The organism is Rhodopirellula bahusiensis (genome assembly GCF_002727185.1).
In the GTDB taxonomy this organism is placed as follows: domain Bacteria; phylum Planctomycetota; class Planctomycetia; order Pirellulales; family Pirellulaceae; genus Rhodopirellula; species Rhodopirellula bahusiensis.
This window is the reverse complement of the sequence record NZ_NIZW01000030.1, coordinates 1-19448: the sequence shown is the minus strand read 5'-3', so window position 1 is coordinate 19448 and position 19448 is coordinate 1. Positions and strand designations below refer to the sequence as shown.

Here is a 19448-nt window from a genome sequence, read left to right as displayed (position 1 = left end):
GGATCAGGACTCACCTTGATCGACTCCAACTTGCATTCGCACTACGATGAGTGCACTGCAAGTTCGTTTCCGGTGTCGCGTTTGATTGACGTTGATTCCATTCTTCGCATTCGATGGGCCCCGCTCGCTGGATGTGTTCCACGAACCAACCCAAATGGCTCTTTGTTTTTGTTGCTGGTGCCGCCACAGCAATGCCAATCGTTTCCACACCATGAACATCCGTCGAGGGCATCAACCGAGTGGCCAAAGTAACGCAGATTTTGAATCAGATCCAATCTGGCGATGTCGCCGCCGCATCCGATTTGTTGCCGCTCGTGTATGAAGAGATGCGACGTTTGGCGCGTCACAAAATGAAGAGCGAGGCCGCCGGGCAGACACTTCAACCCACCGCGCTCGTTCACGAAGCCTACATGCGTCTCGTTGGCACCGAGGACGTTCCGCAATGGGACAACCGCGGTCACTTCTTCACCGCTGCTGCCGAGGCGATGCGGCGAATACTCATCGAGAACGCCCGGCGGCGTCATAGTCTCAAGCGTGGTGGAGATCGCGAAAGGTATGAAATCGCTGAAGACGACGCGATCATCGATTTCAACAACGCGGAAGAACTACTCGACTTGAACGACGCCCTCACCAAATTCGCAGACATCGAACCAGAAATGGCCAAGCTCGTTGAACTGCGGTACTTCGCCGGTTTGTCAGTGGACGAGTCTGCCAAGGCTCTCGGCATCTCGCCTCGAACGGTCAAACGCAACTGGGCGTTTGCTCGAGCATGGCTCGGTCGCGAACTGAACGTGGAAGAAGATCGGTGAATCGAGTGGCCCCGAATTGCCTTCGATTTCGCATTGCATTCTGTGGGATCAAACGCATGCTCCCATCGGTTGAACTGACCGGCCGAACCAGCGACGCCCCCTTTGCCACTGGAATGATCTGCTTCGATGACTGTTGCATCTGAAAAGACGATCTTTTTCCAAGCACTTGAGATTGTTTGCCTCGAGGAACGAACCAAATTCGTCCAGCAAGCATGCAAGGACGATGCTCAACTGCATGCGGCGGTCTCTGCGTTGCTTCGCGAAAACGATCGGGAAGAGAATCCGATCGACCGGCCCGTCGCTGCGGCGATTCTTCCGACAATGCTGTCAACCGAATCAGGCGACCTCACCGACCCACGGTTTTCCCCCGGTGCGATGGTCGGCCCCTACCAATTGATGGAACGAATTGGCGAAGGAGGATTTGGATGGGTGTTCGTGGCCCAGCAGCAGTCGCCAGTCCAGCGCCGCGCCGCTCTCAAAATCATCAAACCGGGAATGGAATCTCGCGAAGTCATCGCCCGATTTGAAGCGGAACGACAAGCCATCGCACTGATGGACCACCCCAACATCGCGCGAGTCTTCGACGCCGGCGTGACCGAATCCGCCCAACCCTACTTTGTGATGGAATTGGTTCGCGGTGTTCCCCTGACTGATTTCTGCAACAGCAATCGACTGAGCATTCCAGAGCGACTGCAACTTTTTGTGACCATCTGCCATGCCGTTCAGCATGCTCACCAGAAAGGAATCATTCATCGAGACCTCAAGCCATCCAACATTCTTGTGACACTTCAGGATGGTCATCCACTCGCAAAAGTCATCGATTTCGGAGTCGCCAAAGCAATTGGTCAAAGCCTGACCGTCAAAACGATCTACACCCGATTCACATCGATGGTCGGCACTCCGGCGTACATGAGTCCCGAGCAGGCGGCAATGAGCACCGATGATGTGGACACTCGGAGTGATATCTATTCGCTGGGGGTTTTGCTGTACGAACTGCTGACCGGATCCACACCATTCGCACCGGACCGCTTGCAAACGGCCGGCTTTGACGAATTGCGCCGCATCATACGTGAAGAGGAACCGCCTCGTCCGAGCACGCGGTTGAGCACTCTGAACGATGACGAAACAAGAACCAGCAACGTCAACCGTTTGGGACCACCAACCACACCATCCACCGCGATGAAACGCGATCTCGACTGGATCGTGATGAAGGCCTTGCACAAAGATCGCAACCGACGCTATTCCACGGCGGGTGCACTCGCGGAAGACATCTTGCGTTTCTTGCAGGACCAACCAGTCGAGGCTCGTCCGCCATCGAGTTGGTATCGATTCACGACTTTTGCACGAAGAAACAAAGTCGCCATCTCGACTTTCTCTCTCGTTGCGATCGCGTTGATTCTCGGAACCGCAACCAGTCTTTGGCAGGCTCGCGAAGCCATCCGGGAACGAGACGAAAAAGAGGTGGCACTGGCGGAAGCACGCGAAGCTGAAGTTGCCGCAAACGCAGCCAGATCGGAACTAGAAAACTTCAATGACCGACTCAATTCAACCACCGTCTTGCTGGCCGCCGGACGCGCCAATGCGGATGCTCAAAGGTGGCCCGATGCCTACGAAGCCTACTCAGAAGCCACTCAGGTCCTGCCGCGATTTTTCCTGGTCTGGCTGGAACGAGGTGGACTCAACGCAAAATTAGGCCGCTGGGAAGCCTCCGCAGACGACTTTTCCAAAGCGGTCGAAATTGGCTTCCCAATCGAACAAGCCGAGCTGAACGGTGTTCCTCAGGTATTGCTCTATGCCGGACGGTCCAACGCTTACGAAACACTTCAGCAGAGACTCCGGCAGTCGGACGCCGAGGTTCCATTCGCGGTCGCAGCTCGAGGGCAACTGGTCGGTTCCGTCTCGTCAGACCGTGCAACTGAACTGGCCGAGCAAATGGAACAAGTGCTGGCGAAGACGGTTGATTCGGACGCGAATTCGGAATCGCTCACCAAGCGTCAACGATACGCCAAAATCTACTATGGAGTGAACCTGTACATTGCTGGCTGGGCTCACCTGAAAGCGGGCAACCACGAACAGGCACTTCAACGATTGGAAGCATCCAATGATGCGAATTGGTTTGGGCGTGGGATCGCAAAACCACTGATTGCGATCGCTCACCATCGGATGGGCAATGCCGAAGATGCCGTCAATTCCTTCGAAGAGTCACAAGCCTTCCTGGACCGGCTGCTGGATGAAAGCATCGAGCGATCCAAGGGCTCGCCCTTCATGCCCTGGATCGACTGGATCGAATTTCTGATCCATCACCGCGAAGCCAGCATCGTCGTTAAAGGGCACACCCCGGCCGCAGACCCTCGGTTTCAGAAGCTCCAAGGCTTCGCGGATGCAGCGATCGACGGGTAAATCAGTCTCCTCGTCAATCATTGTTTCTCGGCCTTCCCCTCGTTTTCGGCCATCCCATCCATCAGATGAATTTCTCTGGCCCCGGTTCCAAACGGTTTTCGCATTGCCCAATGGAACATTTCTCGAAACAAGACGGTCGCGTACCAACCGCCGAACGAGCTTCCGTCAGCGGCAGCTAGAATTCGGACAGACTCATTGGAGTTGAAAATGAAACCATTCAGTTTGTGCCTTTGCATCGTGCTGATCGCCACGACCACCATCCGTGGACAGGACCTTCAATCACCAGACGCAGAACAGGCGGATACGCAAGTCGATTCAAAAACCGCTGTTTCGGTCGTCGACAATGAATTGGACTCAACAGCAAAACTGGATGACTTTCTCATCAACAGCGAACACTGGGGGATGCGATCGTTCGCACAGGACGTTGCCGACGGGAACTACTTAGTGAATCTGTACTTCGCCGAGACGTTTCCTCGAATATCAGGCCCTGGCCAGCGAGTTTTCTCATTTCGAGTGAATGGAATTGAATTCAATGATTTTGACATCTGGCAAGAAGCCGGTGGGAGCAATCGCGTCTACGTCGAATCGGTTCCGGTAGAAATCAATTCCGGCATCATCTGGGTAACCTTTTCGAAAGTAGTCGATTTCCCAACGATCAAGGCGATAGAAATCATTCCGCAAAAAGAAGCGACGTCGCCGAAAGAGATCATCCGAATCAATGCGGGTGGGGCAGCAACTGAGATTGACTCGACCGGCCGGAAATGGCTGGCTGACCAAGGGTTCATGGGTGGTCGACCCATTTCAGGGAACCGATTCTTTGGCAACAGCGGTTTCCGTTGGGCCCCCACTCAATCGAATATGATATTCATGAATCACGACGAGGACGTGAACCTCCGTTTGGATGAAGCAGAGTTGCCAGCCTCGCTTCGTTTCGTTCATCCGAGGCTTGATGAAGATCAAAATGGTGTCGCTACGGTCGTTGAGGTCGCTCGATTTGACGCGTTCATTCTTGGCCAACCGCAAGGCAGTGAACTGAAGGAGGAACTCATGGAAGACACAGCCCCCTCCGAACCAACCATCGCTCGTCTTCGAAAGACTCTCGACGCCTACGAAGCGGAAGCAGACAGACTCGATGCAGAAGTTGTCGTGCAACTTTCGACTGCCAAACAGGCCGAGTGGAGTTCGTATCTGTTCACGGTGATTGCCATGATGCTTGCGGCTCTCAGCTTTGGCCATCTGTTGACGGCAAACCCACCACGCCGCCAACGATGGACACAAATCGATGCATCACCAATTGCGACGCGGACGGTCATTGAATCGCTCGTGCTGATAGGCTTGCTTTCCTGCGTCGATCTCCTTTGGACGACCACGATGTCAACGGAAGTTCATTTTCAAGAAATGAATCCGGTGGGAAACCATTTCTTGCTCGAAGGCGCATCGCTGACGGCGTTTAAAGTGGTGAGCTTGGCATCTGCCCTTGCGTTGCTGTTCTTCCTTCGAAAGTTCAAAGGAGCCCAACTGGCATCTTGGTGGACTTGCATGGTCTGCACGCTGGTCACATTCCGTTGGATCGTGTTGGATTCTGCGATGCTCAGTTGAGTCTGTTTTCGACACCATTTACTAACACAAATCCTTCCGCTCACTCCGCCGAAGTTCGCCTTCCGGCCGTCACGATTCTCACCCCTCCCCGAAATGGAAACAACCAAATGAAATGGTCCCTATTAGGTTTGTTGATCTTTGCGTCCGCTGAAATGGCGTGCGCCGCGGATTGGCCCCAGTGGCAAGGCCCGGAACGAAACGCCAAATCCGGCGAAACGGGACTGCTGCAACAATGGCCTGAAGCCGGACCTCCACTGGCTTGGCGAGTTGACGGTCTCGGGGGCGGCGACAGTGCTCCCGCCGTTGCGGCCGGCAAGCTCTTTGGGATGAGCAATCGCGACGGTCAAGAAATTGTTTGGGCGCGATCGGAAAACAACGGCGACGAGATGTGGGCCACCTCGCTGGGTGAGGCGGCGGACCAACGGGTACCACAATCCAAGGAAGGCCCCGGTTGCACCCCGTCCTTTGATGACAATCAGCTCTACGTGATCGGAATGAGTGGACGCATCGCTTGCCTGGACGCGAGCGATGGACGAATCATTTGGCAGCGAAGTTTGATCGACGATTTTGGCGGCGTCGCTCCGATGTGGAGTTTTCGAGAATCGCCGCTCGTCGATGGTGACCAAGTTATCTGCACTCCCGGTGCGGCAGATGCATTGATGGTCGCACTGGACAAACGCACGGGCGAAACCATTTGGAAAACAAAACAACCAACCGCAGCTTCCGCCCCCGAAGGCACTCCAACAGGTCGCTCTGACGACGAACCACGCCGTGGACCGCCACCACGAGAATCGGACGAGGGTTCGACACCGACAATCACCGGGTCGAAGAATCCTGAATTGTTTGTCAGTGAGCATTGGGGCATGACAGCATTCTCACACGCGGTTCCCGATGGGAAATACCTGGTCAATCTGTACTTCGCCGAAACCTACAACGGCATCACCGATGAGGGACAACGCGTTTTCACCTTCGATGTGGAAGGTCACGAAACAACCGATTTCGACATTTGGAAGAAGGCGGGCGGTCCACGCAAAGCAATCGTCGAATCGGTTCCCGCCGTGGTCGATGATGGCGAGCTGAATATTACCTTTAAACAACAAGTCCAAAGCCCCGCCATCAAGGCCATCGAGATCATTCCACAGGGCCATGATGCGGACCAATCCAACACCATCCGAGTCAAAGCGGGAGAGTCGAACCCCTTCAAAGACTCCGATGGAAACACCTGGTTGGCAGACCAAGGATTCACCGGCGGAGGAACCAGCCCTGGATTCATCAACCGTTCCGGCGGACGTCCCGGCAGATCGGGCGGACGCGGGCGATTCGGCGGCTTCGGCGGCCCTCGTCCAGGCGCCGCTTACTCTTCCGCGATTGCCATCGAATGGGAAGGCATTCGCCAATACGTGCAATTCACCGCCAACGCCTTGATCGGTGTCTCAACCACCGATGGCGAAGTCCTTTGGCAATACGCCGCCCCTGCCAACGCGATGGGAATCAACTGCTCCACACCCATTTTTCAAGACGGTTTGCTGTTCGCTGCTTCGGCGTATGGGACCGGAGGTGGCGCGGTGAAACTGACCAAGGATCCCAGCGGTAAAATCAATGCCGAGGAAGCCTATTTCACACCTCGCATGCAGAATCACCACGGCGGCATGATCGTGGTCGATGGCTGCCTCTACGGAGCCAATGGCGGAAACGGCGGCGGGATCATGACGTGCATGGATTTCCAAACAGGCGAGACCCTATGGCGAGATCGCGAAGGGCCCAAGGGATCCTTGTTGCTTGCCGATGGTCGACTGTACCTCCGAGGTGAAGAGGGTGAAATTCTGCTCCTGGAACCATCCTCGGATGAGTTCATCGAACGAGGCCGCTTCGATCAACCCGATCGCACCGATGTTCCCGCATGGGCTCACCCGATTGTCGCGAACGGAAAACTCTACATTCGCGACCAAGACTTGCTGCTCTGCTATGACGTGAGCGCGGAATAGTCTGCTAGAAGCCTGAGGCAGGCTCTCTGCTCACCGCAGGCGATGGTCACATCAACGACAAACTGCCGCGACCAAAAATTCGCGGCGGTTCGTCGATCGCACGAACAAACCAATTCCGGATGCGGTGACTCCAAACACCAACGCAATGTCACCAAGCAGATACTTCCCCATCCCACTGACAACCCGAGTTTTCTCTTGGCAAACAAAGGTTGTTTGGTACAGGTTCGGTGGTTCACGCACGAGTCTCAATCCAAATGGCATCCACTGACCGGCGTTTGTCCCTCTTCGTCGTTCACTGGCGTGACGATTCTAACACGGATTCAATCGCAGCTTGGAATTCCTTGGGGTTCCCGCCCACGTAGTTCAATCACACTTGTTTGAAAGAAACGCGTTTCCACCACCGGTAGATTCCCAGGCATGCATGCGGGAACCCACACCCAAATAGCAGCAACGGTGCCAAAAAAAACGCGGCGATAAAACCGGAAGTCAAGTGGGAAGGCCCGAACTGCAGCGAAGGGAAATCGAAAGCAAACAGCGCACAAACGGCACCTGCGATCAAACGTGTCCAGCCTGGCCGGCGATGCAGCGGTGCGGATGACAAACCAACCAGAAACAACCCAAGGACGGCAACAATCGACCAATCGTTTGCAATGCCAGCGAGGAACTCGCGAAGATTGCCTGTTTGTCGCCATTCAGCGTCGTGGCCGGCGTAGAGGTCAACGGCGATGAATAACAGGCCAGCTCCTGCAACAACCAATGTTGCGTCCCAGGCGATCCACCATCCATGACGGCCAGAGTCGGGAGCAACCTCATTCGGTGTTTGGTAAGGATTGGTCAAACCTGCCTCCTGGATCCATCGTCAGAGCTTTCCGGTTCCAAAAATCGCAACGCCGGTTTCGCCAGTCGACTCTCTGGATAAAGCTCAAGGCACTGGCGATACAGTTCCCTCGCTTTTTGTTTGTCTCCCGCCAAGGCCAGATTCGTTGCCCAATTGGCCAACATCATTTCACGGTAGTCCATCCCGGAATAGTCGAGCATGGTGAACGCTCGATTCCGATCATACCAACGATGTTCGTCAAAGAACCGATAGCCCTTTTCAAACACCTTTGCCGCGTCAGCATATCGCTCTTCAGCCATGAGCTTCAGCGCAGCACGCTGGATCCGACGATTCCTTCGTGGAGCGAACCTCAGAATCAGATAGACCAGCAACCCTGCCACGAAACCGGGCAGTCCAGCCAAGTAGGCTCCCAGTCCCTGCAAGAAAACAAGAAACGACAACACGATCGCCATCCGCCACCAGGATATCGAGTGAGCAACAAGTGGTTTTGACACGATGCAATGCGACTGAAAACGGATTGGAATGGACTGCTGAAGTCAAATGTCTGTGCAACTCGGAATCGAAAGCGATGCGTCCAATCCTAACCAGACTTGGCGGGAATCTTCTCGTCTCGGGACGCAAATTCAACGCTTCCCTTGATGCGAGACCGCAGCACGGAAACGATGACGACGATCCCGATTGAAAGGCCGACCGCAGGCAAGGGCGAGTGCGTTCGAACACCAACAACGTAGGTGTGGTACAGCAGGGGAACCAGCCCCAGAATGCCAGCGAGAGGCGGGTGCGGAGAACGATTCGGCTGGAATCGCAATGCAGTTTGACAGTTCGAGCACGCGACGACTCCATCGCGTCCTGGCCACCAAGCCACAAGATGGGCGCCATAGCATCGATTGTATTGCTTGGCACCGCATTCCGGACAATGGCCGTTCGCCTTCCCAAAGGTCATCACTGATGCTCCGAAGAGCGTTGCGATGAATCCGCTGACAAACGGTCCAGGATGTTTCGAGTCGCCTGTTCAATCACAGGGGAATTCCCTCTCAATCCGTGTGCCCAATCTGTCGAACCTGCCGTGAAGACCGTTCCCCCCTGTTCATAGACGCCCATCACGGACGAACCGATTCGATCGGCTGGAAAACGATCGTACCAGTAGGAATCACCGGGGTGCCAACGCGCTGAACAGGTCCCCAGTATCGTGAAGGAATCGGGAGTCCCATCGCGCCCAGTTGGAAACGGCAAACCGTCTTGCCATTCCATCTCACACCCGTCGCACTCATAGCCAACGACCGTGTCGGCGCCGCCGATCTGGTCGCCTTGCTTCACATTCGTCCCCTCGAACACCCAGTGTTCCGGTCGATGCACGTCGTAAGCTCCCGAACCATCCATGAATTGGCCGTGGCTGAGATGGTAACCACCCCACATGAACCCAACGCCCGTCAATTGGTTTTCAGGACGATTGACGAGATGATGCCCCCAAGCCGTGCTCAGTCGCTGATGGTCCGTTGTGCGAAATTCCGGATCCATGTTGTAGAACTGCTTGTAGCAAGTCAGTGCTCGTCAATGGTCTTCGCTGCGAACTTGCCAACAACAGGTGTTCCCGCTGAAGAACGCGACGTTTCCACCGTCCGCGATAAACGCTTCCAAGTGGTCTCGCATGGGAGTCGACCAATACTCGTCATGGCCAACGCTCAACACCAACCGATACTTGGCCAACATCTCTGGATGAAATTCCAAGTCACTGTTGACCGCGTATTCCAATTCGTACCCCGACCTTTCCGCCCACTGAATGAACGGCAATTCCCATTTCGCGAACTGCGATTGGATCGGCCGATCAAATGAAACGCGGTTGCCCTGGACGCCATCCCGATCGTGGTAGCCATACAAGCTGTGTCCGCCCCAGTTCGTGTACGCGTTGTACGTGTTGGTCGCCAACTGAATCAGAATTGGCGCCGTTGCCCCCGGTGTCTTGGATCGAACGACAAAGAAAAGCCTGCCAACCGCAGTCCGCTGGTTGCGACCGACGAACGCACCACCTTGATCGCGAGTCGTCAGCGTCACTTCGTAGTAACCTGACTTCCATTCGTCGGGGACCGTCAACCGAAACGCCGCTGGCCACTCGCACCCATGAGACGACGCCCGATCAGGAATCCGCTGTGCCGAAACTGCAATCCCATCTTGGTGATGAACACGCTGGCGTTCCGCCCCCAACCGGTCTATTTGCATCGACACGGCGCCGGTGCCAGACAGATGAAACACAATCTCCTCACCCGCGACGTAACTGAGCTGATCGGTGTAGCCTTCGATGAACAATCCTTCGGGCAGCTTTTGGTCCGCCATCAACTGATTGGTATTGGACGAAGCAAGGACGCTGAGACCAACCACGAAGAACCAAGTCGCAAGCCATGGAAAGGCGAGCGTCGCAAAAGGAATCGTGACGCGGTGCTTGGCGATGATTGTCGGTTGCATTGCAGAGCTGTGAATCGAGAGAGCGTTCAGTTGGACGAAGACTGGCTCTGAATATACAACAGCAAATCAGCCATCTGTTGCGTCCCGATCTCCTTCTCCAGTCCAACGGGCATCATCGAAACCGAACTGCCTTGCAAGCGTTCAATTTCATTTCGCAACAACGAATGACTTTTGCCGTCGGCGGTGTTCAACTTCAAGCTGGTCGCGGTTTCTTCGGCCAACACACCTGAGTACGCTCGCCCGTCGTCGAGCAAAACTTGGTATTGCTGGTACTTTGCCTCGACAGCACGGCTGGGATCGATGATCGCGGTCAGCAGTGCTTCCGGCGAACGATTGGTCAGCGTTGTCAAATCAGGACCGACCGCAGTTCCCTTCCCCTCCAATCGATGACAAGTCGCACAGTTCGCGGCAAACACCACACGACCGCGTCCCACGTCCGCCCGCCCATTCGCGAGCAAGTCCATCGCCGGACGATAGGCTTCGATCACCTGAACGCGATCCGGATCAATGACGCCCAAAACTTTCTCCGCACGCTTTCGAAGTTCCGAATCGGGATGCTGTGTAAGCTGATGACGCAGCGCTCCGCTCAATGCATTGGCCGAGATCGTCCCCTGTTCGATCAACTCAATCAGCTTCCCTGTCCAAGCCGGGCGACTGACCAGATCCGACACAATTTGCTGCCGCAACGCTGGGCCGTGGGAGTCCCAACCAGACAGCAACAGTTCGGGCACATCGTCGGCATTCATTCCTGTCAATCTCGAGGCGGCCGCCTGCTGAATCTGCAGCGGCGACTGAGGCGAAAGAAAGTGTGCCAGCAAATGGATGTCGTCAGTCGATTGTGTCCGCCGCTTACCCAACAATTGCATCCCGATCAAACGTTCGTCCGTCGAAAGCTCAGACGACTGCAACGAGTCTCGCAGGGATTGGTGCAAACGGTCCAGAATTCCCAAGGACGTCGCGTCAAGCATTCGGTCCACTTCATTTGCGGTGTTGCCAAGTGAGTCGTACCAAGCCAACAGGACTCGCCACGTGGCAACGGGATCACTCGGACGGCTTTCGGATTCCAATTCACGCAGCACCATTGAGGCGGCATCAGGAACATTCAACTTGATCGCCAGCCCGGCCAGAGTTCCCATCCACTTCGGTTCCCGTTGTCCGTTTTCAATCAGAGCCGAAAGCACCCGACCGACGTTGCCAGCGTGCAAACTGCTGAATAAAGCCGCTCGGATGTAGACGTCTTCTCCCGATTTCAACGCGACCGCGGCAAGGCAATCGGCTGCCCAGTCGGCTTTGAAGGTGCCCAGCGTGTAAGCGAGTTGCAATTGAATCGTCGGATTATCGTCCGACACCAATCGCTCGATCAACTCCTTCCAATCCGATTCATTCCACTGCCCAGGCTGATCAGCGACCTGCTCACCGAGAATCCGAATGGCATGACGCCGTATTCCGGGGTGGGAGTCCTGCAGGGCCAGCCTCAAATCTGCGCCGGACACTTCATTCACGCCAGCTAAACTCGCCAACGCGTGCAGTCGAGCCAGTGGGTTTTCGCTTTTCTTCAGCAATCGATGAAGCTTGTCTCTGGTCTTCCTTTGACTCTGCTCATCCAAATCCGGCCACTTCCATCTCAACATCCGCTGGACCAAATCTCGCTGCCAACCGCTCGGTGAATCCAGCCATTCAACCAACTCCATCGGTGTCGCTTGATCGAAACGACGGAAGTCTCGCCGGCCACGATCTCTCGGGGCCACTCGGTAGATCCGTCCCAAATCCGCCCCGGATCGAAGGTCCAGTTGAGCTTCCAGGTCATCTGCAATCCACTCCGGGTGCTCGATGACTTCGCGGACCATGTCGGCAATGTAAAGTGCGCCGTCCGGCCCGACGTGCATCCCAGCGGGGCGAGACCATGGATCAGCCGATCGAAAGAATTCTTGCCCATCGTCATGAATCTTCACGCTCTCAAACGTGACTCCCTTGGGCACCAACTTGCGAGCATGAACGATGTTGTAAACCGGTTCGCTGGTGAACGTCGCTCCCTCGTAGTCCAGGCCAAATAGCGTGTCGCGGTAAACAATTGTTCCGCAAGCCGATGTGAAGATCGGCGTTGCACCAATCGGGCGATGAACGGGATCGCAGTGGCTGATGATCGGACCGATCGGAAACACCTGGTTGTCGCCCACTCGTATGTCACGTCGGACCGATGGAGGCACGAGGTGGGGATTGCGGCTCAGATAGCCTTCCTGCAAAACGTAGTGGAAGATTGGATTGGGATTGTTGCAGCCAAACCAGTTCCCCCAGTCGTCGCGGTTTCGGCCGAACTGCGTCTGCCCCGATTGCGTTTCAATCTCGCCTGTATCCGGACGAATTCGCAAATCGCGTCCGCTGATGTTGACCGACTTCCCGGTCCGATGGGACACGACTCTTCCGCCACTGTCACCGTTGGCAAGATAGACCCAATTGTCCAGTCCCCAACGAAGTCCGTTGACACGATGTTGCTGATTGCCTTCGCTAAAACCCGAATACAGTTTCTCGATCTGATCCGCAACACCATCGCCAGTCGTGTCCTTCAAGTACAGAACATCGGGACAGGCTGTCACCAAGACTCCTTCTCGCCAAACAAGAACGCCGCTCGGTGTACTGAGCTGGTCGGCAAACAGAGTCGAGTGATCATAAGTCCCGTCCCCGTCTCGATCCTCCAAGACGCGCACGCGTCCTCCCGGTTCACCGCGACCATCAACGCCAATCGGATAGTCCGCCATCTCCACGACCCACAAGCGGCCATCCGCTCCCCAATCGAAGTCAACCGGGTCCATCACGAGTGGTTCTGCCGCGACCAATTCAATCGCAAACGGATCGGCCACCTCAATCTTTGAGAATGATTCCTCCCTTGTCAGAGTCTGGCCAGGCGTCGGGTCCAGAACATGATGCATCTCCTGGGCGGTCGCCGAATGCAAACCAATGCCACCGAAAACGACCACCAGAAATGACATGAAACGAAAACGCATGAGATCTCTCAATAGCGGTCAGAACTCAGGAATCGTCTCCATCGGAAGGCTGGATGAATGGAGCGAACTGGGTTTGAAACGTGTTGAAGAAGTAGTCGAAGTTGGACCTTGTGCTTCCAGGGACCGCATATTCAGCTTCAAAGGCCTCTTTGGTCGGCAACTCTGGTTTCACCCAAGTGTTGTACCACCAGTCGCGACCATGTGGACTGTCGGGGAGCGGATCCTTCGCGAACAATTCGTGCGTTCGCAGTTGCGCATCGTATTCGAGCATCACACACTTTCTTGCGTATTGCTCCGCTGAGAGCTTTCCTGCTCTCGCCTCCACCGCCAATTGCGTGAATTTTTCGTGGTTCTGCAGATTGCAAAGCTCAAAAACGACGGCGCCCCATTTGTCCACGGCGGTTGTTTCGGTACCGCCAGAAATGGAAATGTACGGAGGGTAGTTGGCGTAAGGAATCGCGTGTTCTGCAGCTCGACCTGTCCTTGGTGAATTGGAATTCCAGTAAACTCGTTGCCCGACGAGCCTGCCTTCAAAACCGTCCACCACCCACGCGTGAATGGGATGTTCCCGGCCGATGACGTTCTTCATGTCCGGTCGATCAGCCAGCATCTGCTTGACCTGCCGCTTCCCAAATCCGCTGTCCTGCGATAGCCCAGAAACCGGCATCACCGCAAGCGTCATGAAGAAAACCAATCGCCATTTCATCATGTTGAATCTCGGTCTTGGAATGTGCAGTTGGTGGATGCGTTCTGCCAACGCATGAGGGCTTTGACATGAAAGCGAGGGAACGATCGGTCGGTCAACAGCAGTCCAAATCGTCCACAAAGCTTTGCTCTGGATGGATGTGTTCGTACGGCACGCCAAGTTGCTCTGAAATGATTCGGCGGACCTTCAACGCACGCTCCGGATTCGTGCCTGTCTTCATCTTGGTAGGAATGTCTGAGGGTAGCCCGTGGTCGCGGCAACGCCGCTCACCAAAGGAAAATGCTTGCTACAGCCCAATGTTCTTGGCGGGGTACTTTTTGAATGTCGCACCGTGTGCTTTCAGTTTCCCAAGCACAGTCACCATCCAAGGGTCCAAGCGATGTCCAACGGTCATTTCTTCCTTCGGATCCAGGTAGAGATTGAAGAACCAAGGTGCCAGCCCGACGTCCTGAACGGTCGCGAGGTCGATGTGCATGTGCGGGGCCTGGGCCAACACGACCTTCACGTGGGCTTTGTACTCCTTCATGCGACATGCCATCAGTTCCTTGCCCCACCAATAGTAGACAGCTTCACGCTTCGATTGCCCCTCATCGGTGAGCAGGAACGAGGTCTGGTCTACAAAATCATAGAACCTTCCCTCCGGCAACGTGTCGGTTCCGACACCGGCGAGGTTCAGACTGACTCCAAATAGATCCATCAGGTCGAACAGCCCGTCGCTCGTTCGCCCAGTTGCAATCATGCCCTTCCAATAAGCGATGCCTGGCACGCGGACGCCGCCCTCCCACGTCGTCCCCTTCGCACCACGGAACGGCGTGTACCCTGCATCTGGCCAGCCGTCCATTTGCGGGCCATTGTCCGAGGTGAAAAACACCAGGGTGTTTTCCAAGACACCGGCGTCACCCAGTGCCTTCATGATTTCACCGATCTGGGCGTCCACCTCGTGAACGCTGTCCTTGTAGGGGTACTTCGCTTCACTCTTGCCGGCATAGTCTGGGTGAGGAAAGTTGTCACAGTGGACCTTCATGAAGCAATGTTCAATAAAGAACGGCTGTTCGCAGGCCGCGAGTTCCTCGATCCGCTTCACAGTGAAGTCGGTGAGCACCTGATCCGCCTTGCTCATGTCCTCCGTCGACAAAATCTGCTGCAGTTCCTCCGTGCGTCCGCCCTTGAAACCGTGAGTGAGGAAATCCGTTGGTCCCACTGCCTCGAATGCGGCAAGACGTTCTGGATTGAGAACGAGGCCCGGGAAACGCCGGGCGTCGACACGCTGAGAAATCTCTTTTTGAGCCGGGTAGTAGCCGTAGAATTCATCAAAGCCGACGTCGTGCGGACGCATGCCTTCGGACTCGCCGATATGCCACTTGCCTGAAAGCAGGGTGAAGTAGCCGGCGTCACTGAGCAGCTTCGGCAGACTGACTTCGTCTTCCCAAGGGTTGGCCGTGATTTTGTCGCCAGCCAGAATCGGCCGTGTCAGTCCCGTGCGTATTGGCAATCGTCCGGTCAGAATCGCCGAACGGGTTGGTGTGCAGGTTTGCTGAGCGTAGCACGAAGTAAGCTTGAGACCTTCTGCGGCCAATCTGTCAATGTTCGGTGTCGAGGCACCGGCCAGGCCTCCACCGCCATAGCAACCGGGATCGCCAAAGCCCATGTCATCGACCACGAGCCAAAGGATGTTCGGCCTTTGACCCGTCTTCGCTTTGAGTGCGGCGAGTCTTTCCTCCGCGGCCTTGTCCTGCTCGGGACGCGGGATAACAGCTTCAATGTTTTCGGCAAACGGCACTGACCGATCAAATTTGGGTGGTTCCTGCCCAAAGCACGCTGTCGCACAGCCAAATGCAAACACAAGAACGCAAAACTTGTTCATCTCTTTGGCTTCTTTCTCAAAGGTCAGTGAATAGCGAAAAGGAATGAACGACATGCAAGCAGACCGAAAACCGGCCCCGCCTTCCGCCAGCGAATCCGATGGCCGCCCAACAACTGCCAAGCAAGTGACAAGATCGACGTGGGCAGTCTGCCGGTCATCATCCCATGCCATCATATCGTCGCGAAAACGCACACGCACGCAGTCTCCGTGATTTGCTCCGAGTTGATGGTGCGGAACCTACACCGATATTCATGCACCGGCACTCAAACGCCCATGACGCGAACCATCAAACTCGAGCAACCCACTCGCACAAATCTGAAAACATCGATCGAGAACATGTTCACCGGCGGGAACAGCTCGATACCTCGTCTTTGTGAATTGATCACTGGCCCGGGCATAGGAAAGCACAGCGGCATAGAAAACCACGACGAACAACTCACCGGGCTGATGTGTCGCGTGGCTCAAAGGGCATCAACATCGCTCCGGCTAGAAAGCAATTCGCCCCCTGCAATGTAAAGGCGGTCGACACTGTGATGGCTGTGGGATCTGGTTCCCCCGGCAACACGAACGCAAAACAAGCCGAGGCCATGAAGCCGACGCAGCCCAGCAAATTGATGAAGACGATCCACCACGAGAGACTACCGGGACGAAAGGTCCAGTGCGCGTGACCATTTTCAATGAACGCCAGGTACCCCGACGCCAAGAACAAAATGGAACCAATGAAATCCGGCCCCCAAACGAGCGCGTCCGTTTGCAACCAATTCAATGACGGCGACATCGCATCCAAGGTGTTGGCGTTGAACAACAATGTCCCCGCGAATTGCAACGCGCAACTCAGCCAGCCGATCTCCGTCGGATACCAACCAAACCAGGGACGTCGTCCGGGAGCCTCCCCATCAAGCCGCGATTGAGCGTTCGCGGCTTGAAACAGTTGCATTCCGGCTGCGGCCGTGAACGGGATCGAACCGACGAAGTACAGTGCGTTGATTTGCCGCGTGAACCCAGGCCACTCCGCGTGGCTAGGAAGCAAGCTCAACGAACTCGCGATGGCAAAACACGACGCGCCGATCGCGAAGATGACTCCGATCGAAGTGTTCAAACGCCGCGAGGGAATCTCGCTGAGGCGAGGCACCGCAGCCGCCGTCAGTCCCTTGCGGTGCGGTCGCGAATTCCAAACGTGTCGGCTGCCGTCAATGGTATGCACTCGTCGCGAAACAAACGGCCACGCTCCCGCAGTCTCGATTTCGAGAGGCGGCTTGTCGTGGTCATTGACAGGCGATTGCATGCATTCATCCAGCAAGTATGGGAGAAGCTTCCAGCATCGACCCTCCGACGCATTGCCACCGGGTGCATTTCTATCGTCAAGCGGGGCACATCGTTGACGTAACGAACTCAAAACGGATCGCGACGATTCCGTTTTGCGATCAATGTTTGAAACCCGACGCCTCGCTGGAATCCATCGTGGCGTGCTCGGGATGCTTTTCGAAGTGCTTTATGGCCCGCTTCATGTCTTTGAGCAAGATTGAGCCAAGGTCACGACTGACACCGTCACGAACCAAGATCCGCTGAATCACCAACTCTTCGCGATTCGCGGGGAGGGAATACGCTGGCACCTGCCAACCGGTCGCTCGCAATCGATCCGCAAAGTCATAAAGAGTGAACCCCGGATTCGCACCGTCTTTCATCTTCCAGCACAAGGCTGGGATTCCCGATGCCATGTCGCCATCATAGATCATCTCGAATGGCCCCAATTTTTCGATTTCTCTGGCGAGGTAGTTTGCCGTTTCATAGCAAGCGGCATGCGTACGGCGATAACCTTCCCGGCCCAATCGCAAGAAGTTGTAATACTGACATACGACTTGCCCACCGGGGCGTGAAAAGTTCAATGCGATGTCTCGCATGTTTCCGCCCAAGTAGTTCACCCAAAAGATTTCTTCTTCGGGCAAATCCGCTTCCTCACGCCAGATCACCCATCCCACACCCAGAGGAGCCAAGCCGAACTTGTGTCCTGATGCATTGATGGACTTCACTCGCGGAAGCTGGAAGTCCCACACCAAGTCCGGTGCACAAAACGGAGCCAGGAAGCCGCCACTTGCTCCATCGACATGAATTCGGATGTCGATGCCAGTCTCTTTTTCGAACTGATCCAGAGCATCCGATACCGCCAACACTGGTTCGTACTGGCACGTGAACGTGACACCTAAAGTTGGCACAACGCCGATCGTGTTTTCATCGCAGCGTTGGATGACTTCCTCTGGCGTCATGATCAACCGGTCGTTCTCCATCGGGATCTCGCGAAGTTCGATGTCCCAGTAGCGGGCGAACTTGTGCCAGCAAACCTGGACGGGACCAGTCACCAAATTGGGTTTGTCGATCGGCTTACCGGCTTCCTTGCGTCGCTTTTCCCAAGCTCGCTTCATCGCCATCCCGCCAAGCATGGCCGCTTCGCTCGAACCGGTCGTCGAACAACCAATCGTGTTCGCGGAATTCGGTGCGTTCCAAAGGTTGGCCAGCATGTGAACGCAACGAGATTCAATCTCGGCGGTCTGGGGATACTCATCCTTGTCGACGATGTTCTTGTCCATGCAGTCGTCCATCAATTGACGGATTTCTGGCTCCGCCCATGTCTGGCAAAACGTCGCCAAGTTTTGACGCGAGTTGCCATCGAGCATCAATTCGTCACGAACGGCCGCATAGATATGCTGCGACGACTGTTCCTCGGACGGGAACTTGAATTTGGGCAAGGCCTTTGAAAGATCCGAAGAAGCGTAAACTTCGTCGTCCAACATTTCGCGAATGTCATCTTTGCTATGCAAAGGCATGGGGTTTTCTTTGGTCAGAGGAAGCGCGAGCGAGTCGGTGAATGAAGCAAGCGCCGAGCGAGGACATTATGCTTGGCTGGCAGCATACTGGACCGGACGCGTTTGCGTGGACGGGACCGACGCATGTTGAGTGCATGCACAGAAAACGCAAACTGCCAACACTCATTGCCCCGTTGAGTGTTGGCAGCGAAGTGTCGCGACCAGCTTGGAAAGTCGTCGCCGGCCGCGACAGAGATTGATGTGCAATCCGAACTCGTCTCAGCTTTCGGACTGTTGCGTTTGTCCCGACGCCAATGCGTTCTTGATCACACCTATGATGGCCAACAAGGCGCCGCCACCGACACCGCCTGACGCCACGCTTCCAAGAATGGCTGACAAATCCATCGCTCCGCTTGGTGCGGCGGTGATTCCCAGCATGCTGAGCAGTTGTCCACCGAGACCTCCGCCGATGATGCCAGCAATGGAGTTCCCGACGATACCAAGGTCGAGCTTTTTGACCAGTTTTGCGGCTGCATTGCCACCGCCTGCACCGGTGATGAGTTGAATGATGAGAGGAAGAAATTCCATAGGAGAAACTCAGTCAGAAGAAAAGAAGTAAGCGTCGTCAATTGAAGACGCGTGCCGCCATTCGTGATCCCGTACTGAACGCTCGTAATGCGCCTCCGTGGCGTTTCTTTGAATCAAGGTCAGAGCGAATCGAGAAAGTTGTAAGATGCGGTCGTTTTGGTTTCCGAGATCGGTTGAGGATCGAGCTTTGCTGGCAGCTGACCGGCCTGCAAAATTTGCACGAAAAAGTCAACTTCTGACTGAGTGAAATTTCCTGTGATCCGACCTTCGCCACGAATCACTCCATGGACATTGGGAGCCGTTATCCCGCATTATTCACCAAGCCTGTGAGCTCGTTGTTTTTTGTTGGTGGCGTGGTCGGGAGCATTGCTGTCCGAGCTTTTGGCGTTGATTCTT

13 protein-coding genes and 1 pseudogene are annotated in these 19448 nt (G+C 55.4%); 4 read left to right on the top strand and 10 right to left on the bottom strand.

Features of this window, described 5'->3' with window-relative positions:
• Window positions 1-239 precede the first annotated feature (239 nt).
• From CEE69_RS26935 to CEE69_RS26920, 4 genes are all read left to right on the top strand, one after another.
• Window positions 240-809, top strand: coding sequence for an ECF-type sigma factor (locus CEE69_RS26935; protein ID WP_099263676.1), 570 nt, complete (start codon window positions 240-242; stop codon window positions 807-809).
• 126 nt (window positions 810-935) lie between these two features.
• Window positions 936-3209, top strand: coding sequence for a serine/threonine protein kinase (locus tag CEE69_RS26930; RefSeq protein ID WP_099263675.1), 2274 nt, complete (start codon window positions 936-938; stop codon window positions 3207-3209).
• Window positions 3210-3416: 207 nt separating this feature from the next.
• The gene (locus CEE69_RS26925; RefSeq protein ID WP_099263709.1) at window positions 3417-4808 is read left to right on the top strand and encodes a malectin; all 1392 of its coding nucleotides are present in this window, start codon (window positions 3417-3419) and stop codon (window positions 4806-4808) included.
• 107 nt (window positions 4809-4915) lie between these two features.
• Complete coding sequence (locus CEE69_RS26920; RefSeq protein ID WP_199169961.1) at window positions 4916-6793, top strand: outer membrane protein assembly factor BamB family protein; 1878 nt, start codon at window positions 4916-4918, stop codon at window positions 6791-6793.
• 51 nt (window positions 6794-6844) lie between these two features.
• Here the strand turns inward: CEE69_RS26920 and CEE69_RS26915 are convergent, their stop codons facing one another.
• The 10 genes and pseudogenes from CEE69_RS26915 to CEE69_RS26860 all read right to left on the bottom strand — a co-directional run bounded on the left by CEE69_RS26915 (window position 6845) and on the right by CEE69_RS26860 (window position 19052).
• Window positions 6845-7033, bottom strand: coding sequence for a hypothetical protein (locus CEE69_RS26915; protein ID WP_143549344.1), 189 nt, complete (start codon window positions 7031-7033; stop codon window positions 6845-6847).
• A gap of 127 nt (window positions 7034-7160) precedes the next feature.
• Window positions 7161-7631 carry a hypothetical protein gene (locus tag CEE69_RS26910; RefSeq protein ID WP_099263672.1) on the bottom strand — a complete coding sequence of 157 codons (471 nt, stop codon included), beginning with the start codon at window positions 7629-7631 and terminating at the stop codon, window positions 7161-7163.
• Window positions 7628-8074, bottom strand: a complete 447-nt coding sequence (locus tag CEE69_RS26905; RefSeq protein WP_158231082.1) for a hypothetical protein — start codon at window positions 8072-8074, stop codon at window positions 7628-7630. The genes CEE69_RS26910 and CEE69_RS26905 overlap by 4 nt, the downstream gene beginning before the upstream one ends.
• Before the next feature lie 499 nt (window positions 8075-8573).
• A pseudogene (locus tag CEE69_RS33575) lies at window positions 8574-9848 on the bottom strand (N,N-dimethylformamidase beta subunit family domain-containing protein).
• Between the two features lie 269 nt (window positions 9849-10117).
• Window positions 10118-13093 carry a PVC-type heme-binding CxxCH protein gene (locus CEE69_RS26890; protein WP_099263669.1) on the bottom strand — a complete coding sequence of 992 codons (2976 nt, stop codon included), beginning with the start codon at window positions 13091-13093 and terminating at the stop codon, window positions 10118-10120.
• Window positions 13094-13118: 25 nt separating this feature from the next.
• Window positions 13119-13802, bottom strand: coding sequence for a hypothetical protein (locus tag CEE69_RS26885; protein ID WP_143549342.1), 684 nt, complete (start codon window positions 13800-13802; stop codon window positions 13119-13121).
• 283 nt (window positions 13803-14085) lie between these two features.
• Entirely contained in the window at window positions 14086-15663 is a 1578-nt protein-coding gene (locus CEE69_RS26880) for an arylsulfatase (protein ID WP_390180005.1), read from the bottom strand.
• A gap of 436 nt (window positions 15664-16099) precedes the next feature.
• On the bottom strand, window positions 16100-16948 hold the full coding sequence (locus CEE69_RS26870) for a hypothetical protein (protein ID WP_099263666.1): 849 nt from the start codon (window positions 16946-16948) through the stop codon (window positions 16100-16102).
• A gap of 139 nt (window positions 16949-17087) precedes the next feature.
• Window positions 17088-18485: a glutamate decarboxylase gene (locus CEE69_RS26865; RefSeq protein ID WP_099263665.1), complete on the bottom strand. Its 1398-nt coding sequence runs from the start codon at window positions 18483-18485 to the stop codon at window positions 17088-17090.
• Window positions 18486-18743: 258 nt separating this feature from the next.
• Window positions 18744-19052, bottom strand: coding sequence for a hypothetical protein (locus tag CEE69_RS26860; RefSeq protein WP_099263664.1), 309 nt, complete (start codon window positions 19050-19052; stop codon window positions 18744-18746).
• Window positions 19053-19448 lie beyond the last annotated feature (396 nt).